This window comes from Streptomyces sp. NPDC001604, from assembly GCF_042893475.1.
Classification (GTDB): Bacteria; Actinomycetota; Actinomycetes; order Streptomycetales; family Streptomycetaceae; genus Streptomyces.
Genome location: NZ_JBIAUY010000024.1, coordinates 94146 through 113171, shown reverse-complemented (window position 1 = coordinate 113171; position 19026 = coordinate 94146). Strand labels below are relative to the sequence as shown.

Here is a 19026-nt window from a genome sequence, read left to right as displayed (position 1 = left end):
GGGGCGGACCGGTACGCGCCCTATGTCCGCTCCTCTTCGAGCTCCCCGCCCCGCGCCTGGCTCAGGCGCTGGGCAGGAAGGCGGGCGTCGGGGTGGGGCAGGGCGGCCGGGCGGTGGGCGGGGTCGTCGGCGTCGGTGTGGTCCTTGACGAGGGCACGCAGTTCGCGGACCTCCTGCTCGAGGGCGAGGTGGCGGCGGTGGGCGTCGTACAGGTAGCGGACCTTGGTGCGCAGCGACCAGGGGTCTATGGGTTTCATGACGAGATCGGCGACGCCGAGGGCGAAGGCGCTGGAGGTCAGTAACTGGTCGGGGCCGAAGCCGGTGAGGAGGATGACCGGGATGTGCTGGGTCTGCTCCACGCGGCGCATGTAGCGCACCACGTCCAGGCCGCTGACGCCGGGCATGCGGACGTCGAGCAGCAGGAGGCCGACCTGTCCGCGGAGGACCTGCTTGAGGGCCTCGTCGCCGTTGGTGGCGCGGCCCAGCTGATAGCCCAGCGGGGCCAGGGCGCTCTCCAGGGCGTACAGGGTGTCCTCGTGGTCGTCGACGATGAGGATCTTGGCTTCCGGCATGGCCCGTCGTCCCTCCCGCGTGGACAACCAGCTTATGTCCGAGGTGCTGACGTGCCGTGGCCGTCAGCTGACAAGGAGTGCACAGCGCAGCATGCCCCGTGCGGGCCCTTCTGTCACGTCCTCGGCGGCATCCATCGAGGTCAATTCGCCGTTTTTGCGGAGCCGTTCACGGTGTCGTCCGCGATGCGTTCGTGGTGGCGGATCACTTCGGCGATGATGAAATTCAGGAACTTCTCAGCGAATGCCGGGTCCAGTTTGGCGCTTTCGGCGAGGGCGCGCAGCCGTTCGATCTGGCGGGCCTCTCGGGCGGGGTCGGCGGGCGGCAGTCTGTGGGCGGCCTTGAGGTGGCCGACCTGCTGGGTGGCCTTGAAGCGTTCGGCGAGCATGTGGATGACGGCTGCGTCGATGTTGTCGATGCTGTCGCGCAGCCGGGCGAGTTCCTCGCGGACGGCGGGGTCGACGTCGCGGGTGCCGGTGTTGCTGGTGGTCATGGGCGCCCAGCCTACGTGGCGTGCGTGGGTTCGATCATCGGTGGATCGTCGGGGTCGGGGATGCGGTTGCTCCAGCCGCCGGGGACGGCGCGGTACTGCTGGGAGGCCGAGGCGGTGGTGGGCCGGTCCGGGCGTGGAGAAGCGCATCCAGGTGTGGGACATCGGCGTGCTCGTCCCGGCGTCGTCCGGGCCGCTGCCGGCCGTTGTGCACCCCGTCGGCGAACGCCGTCGTCCGGGTCGTCGACCGCCGGGTCGTGTTTCCGTCCGAGCAGCGCTGATCTTTGTCCATGGACGTGATCGGTGCCGAGGGGTGAGGCTGGGGTGCATGACCGAGTTCGAGGTGGGGGAAACGGATTTCCTGCTGGACGGGCGGCCGGTGCGGCTGCTGTCCGGGGCACTGCACTACTTCCGGGTGCACGAGGAGCACTGGGGTCACCGGCTGGCGATGCTGCGGGCGATGGGCCTGAACTGCGTGGAGACGTATGTGCCGTGGAACCTCCACGAGCCGGCGCCGGGCACGTACGACGACGTGGAGGCCCTCGGCCGTTTCCTGGACGCGGCCCGCAAGGCGGGGCTGTGGGCGATCGTGCGGCCAGGGCCGTACATCTGCGCCGAGTGGGAGAACGGCGGGCTGCCGCACTGGCTGACGGGCGAGCTGGGCACGCGCGCGCGTACCCGTGACGAGCGGTTCCTGGCCCACCTGGAGCGCTGGTTCGGGGTGCTGCTGCCGGGGATCGTGGACCGGCAGATCGACCGCGGCGGCCCGGTGGTCTTGGTGCAGGTGGAGAACGAGTACGGCAGCTACGGCTCGGACGCCGAGTACCTGCGCCGCCTCACCGACCTGCTGCGGGAGCGGGGCGTCACAGTGCCGCTGTGCACGTCGGACGGCCCGGAGGACCAGATGCTCAGCGGCGGCTGCGTCCCTGGGGTGCTCGCCACGGTGAATTTCGGCTCCCGCGCGCGTGAGGGCTTCGGGACGCTGCGCCGGTACCGCCCCGAAGGGCCGCTGATGTGCATGGAGTTCTGGTGCGGCTGGTTCGACCACTGGGGCGGCGAGCACATCACCCGTGGCGCCGACGACGCCGCTGCCGCCCTGCGGGAGATCCTGGAGTGCGGGGCCTCGGTCAATCTGTACATGGCGCACGGCGGGACCAGCTTCGCCGGCTGGTCCGGCGCCAACCGGGGCGGCGGCGCGCTGCACGAGGGGCCGCTGGAGCCGGATGTGACGTCGTACGACTACGACGCCCCGATCGACGAGTTCGGCCGCCCGACGCAGAAGTTCTGGCGGCTGCGTGAGGTCCTCGCCGAGTACGCCGAAGGTCCGCTGCCCGAACTGCCGCCCGCGCCCGCGCGGTTGGGGGCGTCGGCCGGGGTGAGCCTGGACGGGTGGGCTCCGTTGGGTGTCGTACTGGAGGCCCGGGGAGGGCCGGAGACCTCGGGGCCCGTGCCGCCCACCTTCGAGGAGCTGGACGTGGACCGGGGGCTCGTGCGGTATGCGGTGACGGTGCCCGGGCCGCGGCAGCCTTACCCGCTGACCGCGCGCGGCCTGCGGGACCTGGCGGTGGTGTACGTCGACGGCGAGCGGGCCGGTGTGCTCACCGAGGGCGACGAGCGGCTCAAGGAACCGATCGCCGGGCACGCGCGCGTGGAGCTGTGGGTGGAGTCCCTGGGGCGCGTCAACTACGGGCCGCGCAGCGGGGAGCCCAAGGGGATCACCGGGGGGCTGCTGCACGAGCGGCAGTATCTGCACGGGGTACGCGCGCGTGGGCTGCGCCTGGATGCGCTGGACGACATCGGGGACGTCCCCTTCCAGCCGCTTGCCGGGGACGGTGCTCCGGGGCTGTACCGGGGCTCCGTCACGGTGCGGGGCGCCGGGGACGCGCGGCTCGAACTGCCGGGCTGGACCCGCGGATTCGTCTGGGTCAACGGGTTCAACCTGGGCCGCTACTGGTCGGCGGGCCCCCAGCGCTCCCTGTACGTGCCCGGTCCGGTGCTGCGCGAGGGCGAGAACGAGGTGTGGCTGCTGGAGTTCGAGGAGGCGGCAGCGGGGGCCGTGCTCCTGCGGGACCTCTAGCGATCTTCAGGGCGGGCGGGTCGACGGGGCGGGCGAGCGGGGGAAAATCCGCTCACCTCCCCGTACAGTGGAATCGGGTTCAGGGCGTCTTGGGGGTTCGGGCGTGGCGAACGGCGGACCGGTCGAGCACGGCTACCCACACCTGGAGACGGTGCGGGCCGCCATCACCGCGCTCTACAAACGGTTGTCGTACGACACCATCCAGACCTTCTCCACCAGCGTCCTGCCCGTCGACGTGGCCTTCTGCGACACCGACGACCTCTATCTGGGCGCACAGCGGGTGGCCCGCGAGCTGGTGCGGCACTACCGGCTGCCGGACGCCCGGCTGATCGTCAGCTTCCGCGAGATGCAGCACGCGGCGAACGTCGAACTCGCCGCGGGCCCCGAGTACTTCGTCGAGCTGAACGACCGCTTCCGCACCCACCGCCGTGACATCGGCGCGGCCCTGGCGCACGAGATCATGCATGTGTATCTGCACCGCCTGGACCTGTCCTTCCCCGGCACCCGCGACAACGAGATCCTCACGGACACCGCGACGACCTACCTGGGCGCGGGCTGGCTGCTGCTGGACGCCTACCGGGAGGACTCGGCCTCCTCGCAGAAGCTCGGCTATCTGACCCCCGAGGAGTTCGGCTACGTCCTGGCGAAACGCGCGCTGGTCTTCCACGAGGACCCGTCGGTCTGGTTCACCAGCCCCCAGGCCTACGAGGCCTACACCCGGGGCATGGCCGAGGCCCGCCACGACGAGCAGCAGCCGCCGCTGACGGCCGCCGGCTGGGCGGGCCGCCGCCGCTACGCCCGCGACCGCCGCCACGCCCCGGGGCCGCAGCCCGGCGTGCCCTACACCTTCACCCCGGACGGCGGCGGCCGACTGCGTGTCTCGTTCCCCTGCCCGACCTGCCATCAGAAGATCCGGGTGCCGGTACGGGGACGCGTCCGCGCGCGGTGTGCGCTGTGCCGGACGGTGCTGGAATGTGACACCTGAGGGTGCTGTTCTGCCGCCGGCACGGGAGGGGGTGGGGGGGGGGGGGGGGGGGGGGGGCGCGGCGGGGGGGGGGGGGGGCGGGCCCCCCCCCCCCCCCCCCCCCCCACCCCCGCTTTTCGGCCTGAACGGCCTCGTCCTCAAACGCCGGACGGGCTGAAATGCCTCACGCCCCGGACGGACTGGAGGACACCGCCCGCCGCGGCAGTCCTGCGCAGAGCACCGCGCACACCACGAACACCGCGGTCACCCAGGGCATCGCCGCCGTCAGTGCGTCCGTCAGGCCGTTGCCCGCATGGTCGAAGAACACCGTGCCGACCGTGGCCGCCCCGAGCGCGCCGCCGAACTGCTGTGCCGTGGAGAAGATCCCGGACGCCCCGCCGGCCAGCTCGGCCGGCACCGCGGACAGCACCACGTTCACCAGGGGCACCACCAGGAAGCCCAGTCCGGCCCCCGCGATCACCAGGCCCGGAACCATCGGCCAGGCGCCGGTGTGTGCGGCGGGCGCGTCGGTGACCGCTGCCCACACCCAGCCCAGACCGGCGGCCATCAGCAGGGCGCCGGCCCCGAGCACCAGGCGCCCGAAGCGCACCGCGAGTGTGTCCGCGGCAGGCGCCGTGAGGAAGCTGCCGGCCGAGAAGGCCACGGTCACCACTCCGGCCTGCATCGGCGTGTACCGCTCGCTGCCCTGCAGCCAGAGCGCGAAGACCAGGAAGAAGCCCTGCATGCCGACCGAGAACAGCAGTTGCACCAGCACGCCCACGGAGAACGCGGGCAGCCGGAACGCCCGCGCCGGCAGCAGCGGCACCGTCCCCGCACCGCGCCGGCGCGCCTCGAACACCCCGAGCCCGGCGACGGCGCAGACACCAGCGGCGAGGCAGAACCAGCCCCACACCGGCCATCCGTTCCCCCGGCCCTGCACCAGCGGCAGCACGATCGCCACCAGCCCGGCCGCCAGCACCACGCTCCCCAGCAGATCCGGCCGACCTGCCGACCGCTCCTTCGTGGACGGCACCAGCACCAGGCCCGCGATCAGCGTGCCCACCGCCACCGGAACGTTCACCAGGAACACCGAGCGCCAGCCCCAGCCGAACAGATCGGCATCGGTCAGCAGCCCGCCCAGCAGCAGCCCCACCGCCGAGGCGAACCCGGCGACGGCCCCGTACATCCCGAACACCGCACCGCGCTCCTTGCCCGCGAACAGAGTGCGGAACGAGCCGAGCACCTGCGGAATCAGCACCGCCGCCAGCACACCCTGCACGGCCCGCGCGGCGATCAGCTGGCCGGGCGTCTGGGCGAGGCCGCACCCCAGGCTCGCCAGGCCGAAGCCCGCCGTGCCGGCGAGGAACAGTCCGCGGCGCCCGAAGCGGTCCCCGAGGTGCCCGGAGACGATCAGCGTGGCGGCGAAGCCCAGCAGATAGGCGGAGACCAGCCACTGCAGCTCGCTCTGCGTGGCGTGCAGGTCACGGCCGATGGACGGGATCGCCACATTGACGATCGTGACGTCCAGCAGGTCCATCAGCGCCGCGATCATCATCACGACGGCGGCGGCCCAGCGGCGCGGATGCGGATCCGCTTGCGTGGGCGGGGACATGGCAAGAGTGGTGGTCATGGCGTCTCCCGTTGGGTCCGGACGTCGTCGAGTCCAGATTTATTTCGTTCGGACGAACGAAAGACTTGCACCGACACCGCCGTGATCGCAAGTACTTAGTTCGACCGAACGAAATATTTGCTATGCTGACGCCATGAGCGGCAGCGAGACGGGATCCGAACGGCGGCCGGTGCCGAACCTCGAGGCGGCCGTCCCCACGGACGACAAGCGGCGGGCCGAGACACTGTTGCGGCTGTTCGCCGCGGGCCGGGAGAACAGCGGGGCCACCGTGATGTTCCACTCCGCGGTCTCCGCCAGGCAGGGCCTGATCCCGAGCGAGGAGAAGGCACTCGACCTCCTGGAGCGGCACGGCCCGCTCACCGCGAAGGAACTCGCCGAGCACACCGGTCTGGCTCCCGCATCCGTCACCGGGCTGGTCGACCGCCTCGAAGCCAAGGAATTCGTACGCCGGGTCAAGCATCCGACGGACAAGCGGCGAGTGCTCGTCGAGCTGAACCGGGAGAAGATCGCCGATCTCTTCGCGTTCTTCGAGGAGTGGGCGCGCGACATCGCCGCGGCGTGCGAGCAGTTCAGCACGGACGAGCTGGACACCGTGATCCGCTTCCTGCAGGTGATGACAGAGGAGCAGCGCAAGGCCGCCGCCCGTCTCAGCGGCTGAGCGCGCTCAGGCCCCGTACACCGCGCCCGGCTCCGCTGCCTCCGCCAGCAGTTTCAGCGCCGTCTCGCCCGCCTCGCCGGGGCTCCAGCGCGCCCCCTTGTCGGCGCTCGGCCCCGGCCGCCAGCCCTCCATGACCGTGATCCGGCCGCCCTCCGCCTCGAACACGCGCCCGCTCACCCCGGCGCTTGCGGCGGAGCCGAGCCAGACGACGAGCGGGGAGACGTTTTCGGGGGCCATCGCGTCGAAGCCGGCGGCGGGCGCCGTCATCGTCTCAGCGAAGGTGCGTTCCGTCATCCGCGTGCGGGCAGCGGGCGCGACGGCGTTGACCTGGATGCCGTAGCGGCGCAGTTCGGCCGCGGCGACCAGCGTCAGGGCGACGATGCCGGCCTTCGCGGCGCTGTAGTTGCCCTGTCCCACCGACCCCAGCAGTCCGGCGCCGCTGCTGGTGTTGACGATCCGGGCCACCGGCACACGGCCCGCCTTGGCCTCGGCCCGCCAGTGCGCGGCGGCGTGCTTCAGTGGCAGGAAGTGGCCCTTGAGGTGGACGCGCAGGACGGCGTCCCAGTCGTCCTCGTCGAGGTTGACGAGCATCCGGTCGCGCAGGAAGCCGGCGTTGTTGACGAGGGTGTCGAGCCGGCCGTACGTCTCCAGGGCCGTCGCGATCAGGGAGGCCGCCCCTTCGGTGGTGGCGATGTCGCCGCCGTGGGCGATGGCCTCGCCGCCCGCCGCACGGATCTCGTCCACCACCCGCCCGGCCGGACTGTCGGGGCCCGGCGCCCCGTCCAGGCCCACCCCCAGGTCGTTGACGACCAGCCGGGCGCCCTCCGCCGCGTACGCGCGCGCGTGCGCTCGGCCGAGGCCGCGGCCGGCTCCGGTGACGACCACGACCCGCCCGTCGCAGATTCCGCTCATCTCACGTCTCCTTGTTGGCAGTTGCCGCATCCAGGAACACCGGCCGCTCCCCTCCCCCGTGCACCAGCAGGCTCGCCCCGCTGATGTAGGCGGCCGCGCCTGAGGCCAGGAACACGGCGGCCGAGCCCACGTCGGAGGGGGTGGCAAGGCGGCCCAGCGGCACCGTGCGGGAGACCGCCTCGATACCGTCCTCGCCGCCGTAGTGGAGGTGGGCCAGCTCGGTGCGGACCATGCCGACGACGAGGGTGTTGACACGTACCTCGGGCGCCCACTCCACGGCCATCGACCGGGCGAGGCTCTCCAGGCCCGCCTTGGCCGCCCCGTAGGCGGCAGAACCGGGCGAGGGGCGGCTCCCGCTGACGCTGCCGATCATCACCACCGAGCCCTGCGCCCGCCTGAGGTGTTCGTACGCGGCGAGGGAGGCCGTCAGCGGCGCGAGGAGGTTCAGCTCCAGCACGCGCGCGTGCCGCTCGGCTTCCGCGTCGGCCAGCAGCCGGTAGGGCCCGCCACCCGCGTTGTTGACCAGGACGTCCAGCCGGGGAAGGGCGGCGAAGAAGGACCGTACGGCGGGCGGATCGCGCAGATCGAGGGGTGCGAACTCGACGCCTTCCAACGGAACTTCGGGCGGCCTGCGCGCGCACGCGACGACGTCGGCACCGGCCTCGGCGAAGGCCTGCGCGATCCCGGCTCCGACACCGCGGGTGCCGCCGGTGACGACGACGGTCCTGCCGCTCAGCTGCGGCCGGGGCAAGTTATCCACAGGCCTCCCGCTCCGATCCGAGGGCTGCTAGCTTCGAAGCCTTGCACCTAACAAATGTTTGGTGGAAAGGCGTTGGTTGGAAAGGTAGCTGATGTGCTCATGGGTGTCTCCACCTCGTCCCCGGAAAAGGGGCCCGAAAAAAGTGGCGTCGCCGTCGTGACGGTCGATTTCCCGCCGGTCAACGCGCTGCCGGTGGACGGCTGGTTCGCCCTGGCCGACGCGGTGCGCGCGGCGGGCCGCGATCCGCAGGTGCGGTGCGTGGTGCTGGCCGCGCAGGGGCGGGGGTTCAACGCGGGCGTGGACATCAAGGAGATACAGGCGCAGGGGGCGAGCGCGCTGACCGGCGCCAACCGCGGCTGCTTCGAGGCGTTCGCGGCGGTGTACGAGTGCGCGGTGCCCGTGGTGGCGGCGGTGCAGGGCTTCTGTCTGGGCGGCGGGATCGGGCTGGTGGGGAACGCGGATGTGATCGTGGCGAGCGAGGACGCCACCTTCGGGCTGCCCGAGCTGGACCGGGGCGCCCTGGGCGCGGCCACGCACCTGTCCCGGCTGGTCCCGCAGCACCTGATGCGCGCGCTGTACTACACCTCCCGCACCGCGACCGCCGCCGAACTGCATGCGCACGGCTCGGTGTGGCGGGTGGTGCCGCGGGAGGAACTGCAGTCCGCCGCCCTGGAGCTGGCGGGCGAGATAGCCGCCAAGGACGGTGAGCTGCTGCGGCTGGCGAAGGCCGCCATCAACGGCATCGATCCGGTCGACGTGCGCCGTAGCTACCGCTTCGAGCAGGGCTTCACCTACGAGGCGAACGCGGTCGGGGTGGGCGACCGGGTCCGCGACACCTTCGGCAAGGAGAAGGACAAGCGGGACGAGAGGGAGGGTGCACAGGCGTGAGTGACAAGACGATGACCGCCGAGCAGGTCGTCTCCCGTCTGCACAGCGGCATGACCCTCGGCATCGGCGGCTGGGGTGCACGGCGCAAACCGATGGCCCTGGTCAGGGCGCTGCTGCGGTCCGGCATCGGCGACCTCACCGTCATCTCGTACGGCGGCCCGGACGTCGGCATGCTCGCCGCCGCCGGACGGATCCGGAAACTGGTGGCGCCCTTCGTCACCCTCGACTCCATCCCCCTCGAACCGCACTACCGCGCGGCCCGCGAGGGCGGTGCCTTCGAGCTGATGGAGATCGACGAGGCGATGTTCATGTGGGGTCTGCACGCGGCGGCCAACCGGCTGCCGTTCCTGCCGGTGCGGGCCGGGATCGGCTCGGACGTGATGCGGGTCAACCCCGGGCTGCGGACGGTGACCTCTCCCTACGAGGACGGGGAGACGTTCGTGGCGATGCCCGCCCTGCGGATGGATGCGGCCCTGGTGCACCTGGGCCGCGCCGACCGGCTGGGCAACGGGCAGTATCTGGGCCCCGACCCGTACTTCGACGACCTGTTCTGCGAGGCGGCGGACGCGGCGTACCTGTCGTGCGAACGCATCGTCGACACCGCCGAGTTGACGAAGGAGGCCACACCGCAGACGCTGCTCGTCAAGCGCCATACGGTGACCGGGGTCGTCGAGGCCCCGAACGGCGCCCACTTCACCTCCTGCGCACCCGACTACGGGCGGGACGAGGCCTTCCAGAAGCAGTACGCGTCCACGCCCTGGCCGGAGTTCGCCGCCCGGTTCCTCGCCGGGGACGAACAGGCCTACCAGTCGGCGGTCAGGGAGGCGACATGAGCGAGGTCAGCCGCGCCGAGTACTGCGTGATCGCCTGCGCCGAGGCCTGGCGGGGCAACGGTGAGGTGCTCGCCAGCCCCATGGGACTGATCCCGTCCATCGGCGCTCGCCTCGCCCGGCTCACCTTCTCCCCGGACCTGCTGCTGACCGACGGCGAGGCGATGCTGGTCCGCCCGGACGGAACTCCGGAGGGCTGGCTGCCGTACCGGCAGCATCTCGCCCTGGTCTCCGGTGGCCGCCGGCACGTGATGATGGGCGCGAGCCAGATCGACCGGTTCGGCAACCAGAACATCTCGTGCATCGGCGACTGGAAACGGCCCGCGCGGCAGCTGCTCGGGGTGCGGGGGGCACCGGTCAACACCCTGAACAACCCGACGAGTTACTGGGTGCCGAGACATTCACGGCGCGTGTTCGTCGAGAAGGTCGACATGGTCTGCGGGGTCGGATACGACCGTGCGGCCGGTGCCCGCTACCACCGCATCCCGTGTGTCGTCTCCGATCTGGGCGTCTTCGACTTCGCCACCCCCGACCACTCGATGCGGCTGGCCTCCCTGCACCCGGGTGTGACGGTGGAGCAGGTCAGGGAGGCGACGGGCTTCGATCTGGCCGTCCCGGACGAGGTGCCGCCGACGCGTGAGCCGACCGCCGAGGAGCTGCGGCTGATCCGTGAGGTGATCGACCGGGGCGGCAGCCGTGCCAGGGAGGTCGGTTCGTGATGGAGACGGCTCTGACCCGGCTGGTCGGCGTCCGGCAGCCGATCGTGCAGACGGGCATGGGGTGGGTGGCGGGCCCACGTCTGGTCTCCGCTTCGGCGAACGCGGGCGCGCTGGGCATCCTGGCTTCCGCGACCATGACCGCCGACCGGCTGCGTGAGGCGATACGGGAGGTCAAGTCCCGTACGGACGCTCCGTTCGGGGTCAATCTGCGGGCCGACGCCTCGGATGCGGGCGACCGGGTGCGCATCCTGGTCGAGGAGGGCGTGCGGGTGGCCTCCTTCGCCCTCGCGCCTTCCGCCGAGCTGATCGCGGAGCTGAAGGAGGCGGGCGTGGTCGTCATCCCCTCCATCGGGGCCCGCCGGCACGCCGAGAAGGTCGAGGCGTGGGGTGCGGACGCCGTGATCGTGCAGGGCGGCGAGGGCGGCGGGCACACCGGCGAGGTCGCGACGACGGTGCTGCTGCCGCAGGTCGTGGACGCGGTGCGGATACCGGTGGTGGCGGCGGGCGGCTTCTTCGACGGTCGGGGGCTGGTCGCGGCGCTGGCGTACGGGGCGGCCGGGGTGGCGATGGGCACACGGTTCCTGCTCACCTCCGACTCGACGGTGCCGGACGCGGTGAAAGCCAGGTACCTGGCGGCGACGGTCAGGGACGTCACGGTGACCACGGCCGTGGACGGGCTGCCGCACCGGATGCTGCGCACGGACCTGGTGGCCGCGCTGGAGAACTCCGGCCGGGCGAGAGCGCTGCTGCACGCCGTGCGCCGGGCGGCCAGGTTCCGGAGGCTGTCGGGGCTGACCTGGCGGCAGATGGTGCGCGACGGGCTGGCCATGAAGCATGGCAAGGACCTCAGCTGGAGTCAGGTGCTGCTCGCCGCCAACACCCCGATGCTGCTCAGATCGGCCATGGTGGACGGCCGTACGGACCTCGGGGTGATGGCGTCCGGGCAGGTCGCCGGGGTGATCGAGGACCTGCCCGCGTGTGCGGAGCTGGTGGAGCGGATCATGAAGGAGGCGGAGGGGATCCTGGAGTCGCTGGAGTCGCTCAGATCCGTTCGATGATCGTCACATTGGCCTGGCCGCCGCCCTCGCACATCGTCTGCAGTCCGAACCGGCCGCCGGTGCGCTCCAGTTCGTGCAGCAGGGTGGTCATGAGCTTGACCCCGGTCGCGCCGAGGGGGTGGCCGAGGGCGATGGCGCCGCCGTTGACGTTGACCTTGTCCGGGTCGGCGCCGGTCTCCTTCAGCCAGGCCAGGACGACCGGCGCGAAGGCCTCGTTGATCTCGACCAGGTCGATGGCGTCGATGGTCAGGCCGGTCTTCTTCAGGGCGTGGGCGGTGGCCGGTATCGGAGCGGAGAGCATACGGATCGGGTCCTCGCCGCGCACGGAGAGGTGGTGCACGCGTGCGCGTGGCGTCAGTCCGTGCTCGCGCACCGCCCGCTCCGAGGCGAGCAGCATCGCCGCCGCGCCGTCGGACACCTGGGAGGAGCAGGCAGCGGTGACGGTGCCGCCGTCGAGGACCGGTTTGAGGCCGGCCATCTTCTCCAGGGAGGTGTCCCGGCGCGGGCCCTCGTCGACGGCGACCGGGCCGTGGGCGACGGTCTCGCGGTCGAAGCGGCCCTCGTCGATGGCGCGCAGCGCCCGCTGATGGGACCTGAGTGCGAACTCCTCCTGGTCCTGGCGGCTGATGCCCCACTTGGCGGCGATCATCTCGGCGCCGACGAACTGGTTCACCGGCTGGTTCCCGTACCGTGCGCGCCAGCCCTCGCTGCCCGCGAAGGGGCCTTCGGTGAACCCCAGGGGCTCGGCGGCCTGGCGGGTCGCGAAGGCGATCGGGATCTGCGACATGTTCTGCACGCCGCCCGCGACCACCAGGTCCTGTGTGCCCGACAGCACGGCCTGCGCCGCGAAGTGCACGGCCTGCTGCGAGGAGCCGCACTGCCGGTCAATGGTCACGCCCGGCACCTCCTCGGGCAGTCCGGCCGCCAGCCAGCAGGTCCGCGCGATGTCCCCGGCCTGCGGCCCCACCGCGTCCAGACAGCCGAACACGACGTCCTCGACGGCGGCCGGATCCACGCCGGAGCGGGCCATCAGCTCCTTCAGCACATGGGCGCCGAGGTCGGCCGGGTGGACGCCGCTCAGTCCGCCTCCGCGCCGCCCCACAGGCGTACGGACCGCTTCGACGACATAGGCCTCGGCCATGGCAACTCCCCAGCCTTCCCGTTGGGTTACGTGCGTACGGCGATCCCGTCCAGCACCATCGACAGGTACTGCCGGGCGATCTCCTCCGGGCTGTGCTGCCCGCCGGGCCGGTACCAGGACGCGGCCACCCACACGGTGTCGCGCACGAACCGGTAGGTGAGGCGGACGTCCAGGTCGGCCCGGAAGACCCGGGCGGCGACCCCGCGCTCCAGCGTGGACAGCCACGCCTTCTCGAACTTGCGCTGCGACTCGGCGAGGAACGCGAACCGTTCCTGCGCGAGCAGCTGCTTGCTCTCCTTCTGGTAGATCGCGACGGCGGCTCGGTGCCGGTCGATCTCCCGGAACGACTCGGTGACCAGGGCCTCCAGGGTCTCCCGCGGTCCCAGCTCGGCGTCCAGGACGGTGTCGTAGCCGCCCCAGAGCTCGTCGAGGAAGGTGCGCAGGATCTCCTCCAGCATCGATTCCTTGGAGTCGAAGTGGTAGTAGAGGCTGCCCGCGAGCATGCCCGCGTGGTCGGCGATCTTGCGTACGGTGGTGGCGTTGTAGCCCTGCTCGGCGAAGACCTCGGCGGCGGTCTCGAGGAGTTCGCGCCGCCGGGCGGGTGCGGCGGTCACCTGGGGCTTCTTCTTGGTCGGCACGGGTCCATTGTCGTCCGCTCCGGTCCTCAGGCGTGCTGGCTGCTGACGGAGACGACTTCTCCGGTCAGGTACGAGGAGTAGCCGGACGCCAGGAACACGATCACGTTGGCCACCTCCCACGGCTGCGCGTACCGCCCGAAGGCCTCGCGTGCGGTCAGTTCCTCCAGCAGTTCCGGCGTCGTCACCTTCACCAGGTGCGGGTGCATGGCGAGGCTCGGTGAGACGGCGTTGACCCGCACCCCGTAGTCGGCGGCCTCGATCGCCGCGCACCGGGTCAGCGCCATCACGCCCGCCTTCGCCGCGGCGTAGTGGGCCTGGCCGGCCTGGGCGCGCCAGCCGACCACGGAGGCGTTGTTGACGATCACGCCGCCGCGTCCGTCCGCGCGCATCAGCCGCAGCGCCGCCCTTGTGCACCGGAAGGTGCCGTTCAACGTCACGTCGAGGACGCGGGACCACTGCTCGTCGCTCATGTCGACGAGGTCCGCCGTGCCGCCCAGCCCGGCGTTGTTGACCACCACGTCCAGCCGCCCGTGCTCCCGCACGGCGGCCTCGAACAGCGCCTGCACCTGGCCCTCGTCGGTGACGTCGCACGGCAGGGCGGCGACCGACGCGGCCCCGAACTCGCCGGCTAGCTCGGCCTCGTACTCCTTGAGGCGCCGCACATGCGCGTCACCGATCAGCACGCGCGCGCCCTCCTCCAGGAACCGCCGCGCGGTGGCGCCGCCGATGCCCGCTCCGGCCGCCGCGGTGACGACGGCGGTGCGTCCCTTCAGCAGCCCGTGCCCCGGCTCGTACACGGGACTCTCGACGACTGTCATAGCCCCACGCTAACCTACCAAACACTTGTTAGGGAAGGATGGCAGCCGATGGATCTCGCCTTCACGCAGGAAGAGGAGGCCTTCCGCGCCGAGGCCCGGGCCTGGCTCGCGGACCGGGTACCGCGCGCTCCCCTGCCGTCCCTGGAGACCGCGGAGGGCTTCGCGGCCCACCGCGCCTGGGAGGCCGAACTGGCCGCGGACCGCTGGTCGGTCGTCAACTGGCCGACGGCGTACGGCGGAAGGGCCTCCGGCCTCATCCGGTGGCTGATCTTCGAGGAGGAGTACTGGGCGGCGGGAGCCCCGGGCCGGGTCGGTCAGAACGGGATCAGTCTGCTCGCCCCGACCCTCTTCGACCACGGCAGCGAGGAGCAGAGAGCGCGCGTGCTGCCGCCCATGGCCACGGGCGAAGTGGTGTGGGCGCAGGCCTGGTCCGAGCCGGAGGCGGGCTCGGACCTGGCGTCCCTGCGGTCGAAGGCGGTGCGCACGGACGGCGGCTGGCTGCTGAGCGGGCACAAGACGTGGTCGTCGCGAGCCGCCTTCGCGGACCGAGCCTTCGGCCTGTTCCGCAGCGACCCGGAGGCCCCGAGGCCTCACCAGGGCCTGACCTACCTGATGTTCGACCTGCGCGCGCCCGGGGTCACGGTCCGCCCGATCGGCCGCCTCGACGGGAAACCGGCGTTCGCCGAGCTGTTCCTGGACGAGGTGTTCGTGCCGGACGAGGACGTGATCGGCGCGCCCGGCGAGGGCTGGCGGATCGCGATGTCGACGGCGGGCAACGAACGGGGCCTGATGCTCCGCTCCCCCGGCCGTTTCCTGGCGGCGGCGGAGCGGCTGCACCGGCTCTGGCAGCAACAGGGCTGCCCGCCCGCCGCCCAGGCCCAGGTGGCGGACGCCCTGATCGGCGCCCGGGCCTACCGCCTCTTCACCTTCGCCGCTGCCTCCCGCTTCCTGGAGGGCGGCTCCATCGGCCCGGAGTCCAGCCTGAACAAGGTCTTCTGGTCCGAGTACGACATCGCGCTCCACGAGACGGCCCTCGACCTGCTCGGCGAACAGGGCGAGGCGGCGGACTCGGAGTGGGCCGAGGGCTACGTCTTCTCCCTCGCCGGCCCGATCTACGCGGGCACGAACGAGATCCAGCGCGACATCATCGCCGAGCGGCTGCTCGGCCTGCCGAAGGGGCGCCGCTAGTGGCTCCGCCGGGTGGGCCGCGATGGGTGGTGTGTCGGCGGCGGCGCCGTCGTGGCTTGTCGCGCCCGCGTGGCGGTAGCCGCATGTTCAACACAGTCCCGCGCCCCTTCTGGGCGCCGCCGAGCCGCACCGCGATTCCCGCGCCCCAAGGTATGCCGACGGTTTCGAAGGGACGGCACTGATGCACTTCCTCCTCGACGCCGAGCAGCGGGCCTTCGCCGCCTCCCTCAATGCCATGCTTGCGGCCGCCGACACGCCTTCCGTCGTACGGGACTGGAGCCGCGGCGACCACAAGAGCGGCCGTGCCCTGTGGTCCCGTCTCGCGGAGGCGGGCGTCTTCGCGCTGGCTGTCCCCGAGGAGTACGGCGGCCTGGGGCCCCGTACCGTGGAACTGGCCGTCGCGTTCGTCGAGTTGGGGCGGTATGCGGTGCCCGGCCCGGTGGTGGAGACGGTCGCGGCGGCCGCCGTGCTCGCCGCGCTGGACGACACGGGCCCGGCCAAGCGCCTGCTGCCCGCGGTGGCCTCCGGCGAGTCGGCGGCGACGCTCGCGACGGGGCCGTATGCGCTGGACGCGGACATGGCGGACGTACGGCTGACCGTGGCGGCAAGGGGCGACGAGCTGCGCCTCGCTCCCCCGCCCGGCCGACCACGCCCCTCCCTGGACCCCGCCCGCCGCCTCTTCGCGCCGGCGCCCGGCGGAGAACTGCTCGCCGCCGGAGCGCGGGTAGCCGAGGCCGTCGCCCAGGGCCTGACCTGGGGTCGCCTCGCCGCTGCCGCCCAGTGCCTAGGCCTCGGACTGGCGCTCCTGGACCGAACCGTCGCCTACGCCCGGCAGCGCACCCAGTTCGGCGTCCCCATAGGCTGCTTCCAGGCCGTCAAGCATCGACTGGCCGACGCGAAGATCGCATTGGAGTTCGCCCGCCCCCTGCTGTTCGGTGCCGCGCTCACCATGACCCCTGCCGATGTCGCCGCTGCCAAGGTCACGGCCTCCGAGGCGGCGTACGCCACCGCCCGCACGGCGCTGCAGCTGCACGGCGCGATCGGCTACACCGCGGAGTACGACCTGTCCCTGTGGCTGACCAAGGCCCGCGCCCTGCGCACCGCATGGGGTGGGCCCGAGGAGTGCCGGGCCCTGGTCCTCAGTGGTGGTGATCGCCGCTGGTGAGTTCCCGGTACTCCTCCACCGTCGGCTTCGGGATGTGCGACTCCGAGCCGAACATCACCCGGGCCAGCCGGGCGCGCACCCGCTGCCCCGGCCTGACCGGCCGCCGTACGCCGTTCGCGTCGACGAGCGGGCCGATCTCGTAGGGCGGGTTCTGCTCGTGCTGGGTGAGGGTGAACAGCTGGTCCTGCGCGAGGGGCTCGTGGACCTCGACGAACTCGCCGTGCGGCAGCCGTTTGATGGTGCCGCTCTCCCTGCCGTGCAGCACCTTGTCCCGGTCCTTGCGCTGCAGGCCCATGCAGATCCGTTTGGTGACGAGGAAGGCGACGACCGGCGCCACGAAGAAGGAGACCCGTACGAACCAGGTGATCGAGTTGATGGACAGATGCAGGTGAGTGGCCACGATGTCGTTGCCGCCGCCGATCAGCAGCACGACGTACAGGGCCAGCCAGGCGGCGCCCAGGCCGGTGCGGACCGGCATGTTGCGCGGCCGGTCCAGGATGTGGTGCTCGCGTTTGTCGCCGGTGATCCAGGCCTCCAGGAAGGGATAGAGGCCGAGTGCGAGCAGCAGCAGCGGGAAGAGCGTGAAGGGGATGAAGACGCCGAGTTCCAGGGTGTGGCCCCAGAAGTTGAGCTCCCATCCCGGCATCACCCGGATCAGGCCCTCGGAGAAGCCGAGATACCAGTCGGGCTGGGCCCCCGTGGTCACCAGGTCCGGGCGGTAGGGACCGAAGGCCCACACGGGGTTGATGCTGGCGATGCCGCCCATGAGCGCCAGCACGCCGAAGACGAGGAAGAAGAAGCCGCCCGCCTTGGCCATGTAGACCGGCAGGAAGGGCATGCCGACGACCGTCTTCTGGTCCCGGCCGGGCCCCGGGTACTGGGTGTGCTTGTGGTAGAAGACCAGGATCAGATGCGCGACGACCAGCCCCAGCATGATCCCCGGCAGCAGCAGCACATGGACCGGGAAGAGCCGCGAGATGATGTCGTGCCCCGGGAACTCCCCGCCGAACAGGAAGAAGGACAGATACGTCCCGACGATCGGGACGGACAGGATCGCGCCGTCGGCGAAGCGGATGCCGGTGCCGGACAGCAGGTCGTCGGGGAGCGAATAGCCGGTCAGACCGGTGATGATGCCGAGGAACAGCAGGGTCCAGCCGAACAGCCAGTTGAGCTCGCGCGGCTTGCGGAACGCGCCGGTGAAGAACACCCGCATCATGTGCACGAGCATGCCGGTGACGAAGACCAGCGCCGCCCAGTGGTGGATCTGCCGGATCAGCAGCCCGCCGCGCACATCGAAGCTGATGTCGAGGGTGGACTCGTAGGCCCGGGTCATCGGGACGCCGTTGAGCGGGACGTACGAGCCGTGGTAGATCACCTCGGTGCCGCTCGGCTCGAAGAACAGGGTGAGATAGATGCCGGTCAGGATCAGGATGAGAAAGCTGTAGAGGCAGACCTCCCCCAGCATGAAGGACCAGTGGTCCGGGAAGACCTTGCGCATATTGGCCTTGGCCAGCCCGTACAGCCCCAGCCGCCCGTCGGCCCAGTCCGCCAGTTTCTCACCCGTGCCCGCCCGCTCCCTGCGCGTGGAGCCGGCCGCCTGGTTCCCCGATCGTGCGCCGTCCATACGTTCGTCGCCTCCCCGTCGGATCATCCTCAGGGTGGCACGGCGTCCCGGGTAAGCCAACGGTGAGAGCAGCCGTACGAGTGACTCGCGCCCCTCACGGGCTCTCAGACCGACCGTACGATCCCCTGGGCCCGGGCGGCGGCCAGCCAGGTCGGGAACTCCCCGACCAGCCGGTCGTACAGCTCGGCGTCGGTCACCCGCGACGGATCCGATCCGGCGTGGAAGAAGCCGGCGTTGTCGACGACCCGCTTCTGCGGCACCGCAAGATCGTCCAGCTTGCGCAGGAAGTCGAACTGCTTGCTGTCCGGGTCCCCGAAGCCCACGAACTGCCAGAACAGCGGGAGGCGGGCCGCCTTGCACAGATAGCGTTCCGCGGCCAGTTTGTTGATCGGGCCGCCGCCGGTCTGGAAGACGACCAGGGCGGGGGCGGTCGAGCCGCTGTCGAGGTAGTGGTCGATGACCGCGTCCATCGCCAGGTGGTAGCTGGTCTTGCCCATGTGCCCGAGCCCGGCCACGATCTTCTCGATCCGGCCCTCGTGGCCGGCGAGCGCGATGTCGGTCTTGGCGTCCACGTCCGTCGAGAAGAAGACCACCGGCACGCGCCCGTCGTCGTCCAGATGCGCGGACAGCCCCAGCACCCGGTCGGCGAGGGCCTGCACACTGCCGTCCTTGTAGTACGGCTTCATCGAGCCGGAGTAGTCGACGACGAGGTACACCGCCGCCCGCACCCCCTCCAGCCCGTGCTTGTGGAGCGACACCCCGGCGCTCTTGTACAGGCTGACCAGCGCGGGCGCGCTCTCCTCGATCTTGCGGAGACTGATCGCGGCCATGCTCCCCCCTTCGTCCGTGCCGAGGTTACGTCACGCCCACCCCACCCCTCCCACCAGCCACAGCCG

General features: G+C 71.5%; 19 protein-coding genes. 9 read left to right on the top strand and 10 right to left on the bottom strand.

Translation table 11 applies throughout. The annotated features are described in order from the left end of the window. Positions 1 to 20: 20 nt before the first annotated feature. Together ACFY1E_RS42380 and ACFY1E_RS42375 are read right to left on the bottom strand one after the other, a co-directional pair. Complete coding sequence (locus ACFY1E_RS42380) at positions 21 to 572, bottom strand: two-component system response regulator (RefSeq protein WP_389086448.1); 552 nt, start codon at positions 570 to 572, stop codon at positions 21 to 23. A 140-nt stretch (positions 573 to 712) separates the two neighbouring features. Then, positions 713 to 1063 carry a chorismate mutase gene (locus ACFY1E_RS42375; protein ID WP_389086446.1) on the bottom strand — a complete coding sequence of 117 codons (351 nt, stop codon included), beginning with the start codon at positions 1061 to 1063 and terminating at the stop codon, positions 713 to 715. A gap of 325 nt (positions 1064 to 1388) precedes the next feature. On the opposite strand from ACFY1E_RS42375, the gene ACFY1E_RS42370 reads away from it, so the two are divergent. After that, positions 1389 to 3137: a beta-galactosidase family protein gene (locus ACFY1E_RS42370; RefSeq protein ID WP_389086443.1), complete on the top strand. Its 1749-nt coding sequence runs from the start codon at positions 1389 to 1391 to the stop codon at positions 3135 to 3137. 103 nt (positions 3138 to 3240) lie between these two features. Further along, positions 3241 to 4122, top strand: a complete 882-nt coding sequence (locus ACFY1E_RS42365) for a hypothetical protein (RefSeq protein WP_389086441.1) — start codon at positions 3241 to 3243, stop codon at positions 4120 to 4122. 163 nt (positions 4123 to 4285) lie between these two features. Here the strand turns inward: ACFY1E_RS42365 and ACFY1E_RS42360 are convergent, their stop codons facing one another. After that, positions 4286 to 5731, bottom strand: coding sequence for an MFS transporter (locus ACFY1E_RS42360; protein ID WP_389086439.1), 1446 nt, complete (start codon positions 5729 to 5731; stop codon positions 4286 to 4288). A gap of 133 nt (positions 5732 to 5864) precedes the next feature. Between ACFY1E_RS42360 and ACFY1E_RS42355 the strand changes: the two genes are divergently transcribed. After that, positions 5865 to 6389: a MarR family winged helix-turn-helix transcriptional regulator gene (locus tag ACFY1E_RS42355; RefSeq protein WP_389086436.1), complete on the top strand. Its 525-nt coding sequence runs from the start codon at positions 5865 to 5867 to the stop codon at positions 6387 to 6389. Positions 6390 to 6395: 6 nt separating this feature from the next. Here ACFY1E_RS42355 and ACFY1E_RS42350 read toward each other — a convergent pair whose 3' ends face one another. Together ACFY1E_RS42350 and ACFY1E_RS42345 are read right to left on the bottom strand one after the other, a co-directional pair. Further along, entirely contained in the window at positions 6396 to 7301 is a 906-nt protein-coding gene (locus ACFY1E_RS42350; RefSeq protein ID WP_389086434.1) for an SDR family oxidoreductase, read from the bottom strand. Position 7302: 1 nt separating this feature from the next. Then, the gene (locus ACFY1E_RS42345; protein WP_389086431.1) at positions 7303 to 8061 is read right to left on the bottom strand and encodes an SDR family oxidoreductase; all 759 of its coding nucleotides are present in this window, start codon (positions 8059 to 8061) and stop codon (positions 7303 to 7305) included. Between the two features lie 99 nt (positions 8062 to 8160). Between ACFY1E_RS42345 and ACFY1E_RS42340 the strand changes: the two genes are divergently transcribed. Genes ACFY1E_RS42340 through ACFY1E_RS42325 form a run of 4 tightly spaced genes read left to right on the top strand, consistent with a single transcriptional unit; the run spans position 8161 to position 11556 of the window. After that, positions 8161 to 8949, top strand: coding sequence for an enoyl-CoA hydratase family protein (locus ACFY1E_RS42340; RefSeq protein WP_389086429.1), 789 nt, complete (start codon positions 8161 to 8163; stop codon positions 8947 to 8949). Beyond that, positions 8946 to 9782 carry a CoA transferase subunit A gene (locus ACFY1E_RS42335; RefSeq protein WP_389086427.1) on the top strand — a complete coding sequence of 279 codons (837 nt, stop codon included), beginning with the start codon at positions 8946 to 8948 and terminating at the stop codon, positions 9780 to 9782. The genes ACFY1E_RS42340 and ACFY1E_RS42335 overlap by 4 nt, the downstream gene beginning before the upstream one ends. After that, positions 9779 to 10498 (top strand): CoA-transferase subunit beta, encoded by a 720-nt coding sequence (locus ACFY1E_RS42330; protein WP_389086425.1) that lies wholly within the window; start codon positions 9779 to 9781, stop codon positions 10496 to 10498. The genes ACFY1E_RS42335 and ACFY1E_RS42330 overlap by 4 nt, the downstream gene beginning before the upstream one ends. Next, positions 10498 to 11556: an NAD(P)H-dependent flavin oxidoreductase gene (locus tag ACFY1E_RS42325; RefSeq protein ID WP_389086519.1), complete on the top strand. Its 1059-nt coding sequence runs from the start codon at positions 10498 to 10500 to the stop codon at positions 11554 to 11556. Before ACFY1E_RS42330 ends, ACFY1E_RS42325 begins: the two co-directional genes overlap by 1 nt. Here the strand turns inward: ACFY1E_RS42325 and ACFY1E_RS42320 are convergent. The 3 genes from ACFY1E_RS42320 to ACFY1E_RS42310 are packed head-to-tail and all read right to left on the bottom strand — an operon-like array spanning position 11540 to position 14153. Continuing rightward, on the bottom strand, positions 11540 to 12697 hold the full coding sequence (locus ACFY1E_RS42320) for an acetyl-CoA C-acetyltransferase (RefSeq protein WP_389086422.1): 1158 nt from the start codon (positions 12695 to 12697) through the stop codon (positions 11540 to 11542). The genes ACFY1E_RS42325 and ACFY1E_RS42320 overlap by 17 nt on opposite strands. A 26-nt stretch (positions 12698 to 12723) precedes the next feature. Then, positions 12724 to 13335: a TetR/AcrR family transcriptional regulator gene (locus ACFY1E_RS42315; protein ID WP_389086420.1), complete on the bottom strand. Its 612-nt coding sequence runs from the start codon at positions 13333 to 13335 to the stop codon at positions 12724 to 12726. Between the two features lie 26 nt (positions 13336 to 13361). After that, positions 13362 to 14153, bottom strand: a complete 792-nt coding sequence (locus tag ACFY1E_RS42310; protein ID WP_389086417.1) for an SDR family oxidoreductase — start codon at positions 14151 to 14153, stop codon at positions 13362 to 13364. A 48-nt stretch (positions 14154 to 14201) separates the two neighbouring features. On the opposite strand from ACFY1E_RS42310, the gene ACFY1E_RS42305 reads away from it, so the two are divergent. Next, positions 14202 to 15341 (top strand): acyl-CoA dehydrogenase family protein, encoded by a 1140-nt coding sequence (locus ACFY1E_RS42305; RefSeq protein WP_389086415.1) that lies wholly within the window; start codon positions 14202 to 14204, stop codon positions 15339 to 15341. A gap of 181 nt (positions 15342 to 15522) precedes the next feature. Continuing rightward, entirely contained in the window at positions 15523 to 16506 is a 984-nt protein-coding gene (locus ACFY1E_RS42300; protein ID WP_389086412.1) for an acyl-CoA dehydrogenase family protein, read from the top strand. Here ACFY1E_RS42300 and ACFY1E_RS42295 read toward each other — a convergent pair. Next, a complete protein-coding gene (locus ACFY1E_RS42295) occupies positions 16481 to 18130 on the bottom strand; it encodes a cytochrome bc complex cytochrome b subunit (RefSeq protein WP_389086410.1) in 1650 nt (549 codons plus the stop codon). The genes ACFY1E_RS42300 and ACFY1E_RS42295 overlap by 26 nt on opposite strands. Positions 18131 to 18234: 104 nt before the next feature. Next, on the bottom strand, positions 18235 to 18960 hold the full coding sequence (locus ACFY1E_RS42290) for a vWA domain-containing protein (RefSeq protein ID WP_389086408.1): 726 nt from the start codon (positions 18958 to 18960) through the stop codon (positions 18235 to 18237). Positions 18961 to 19026: the final 66 nt, after the last annotated feature.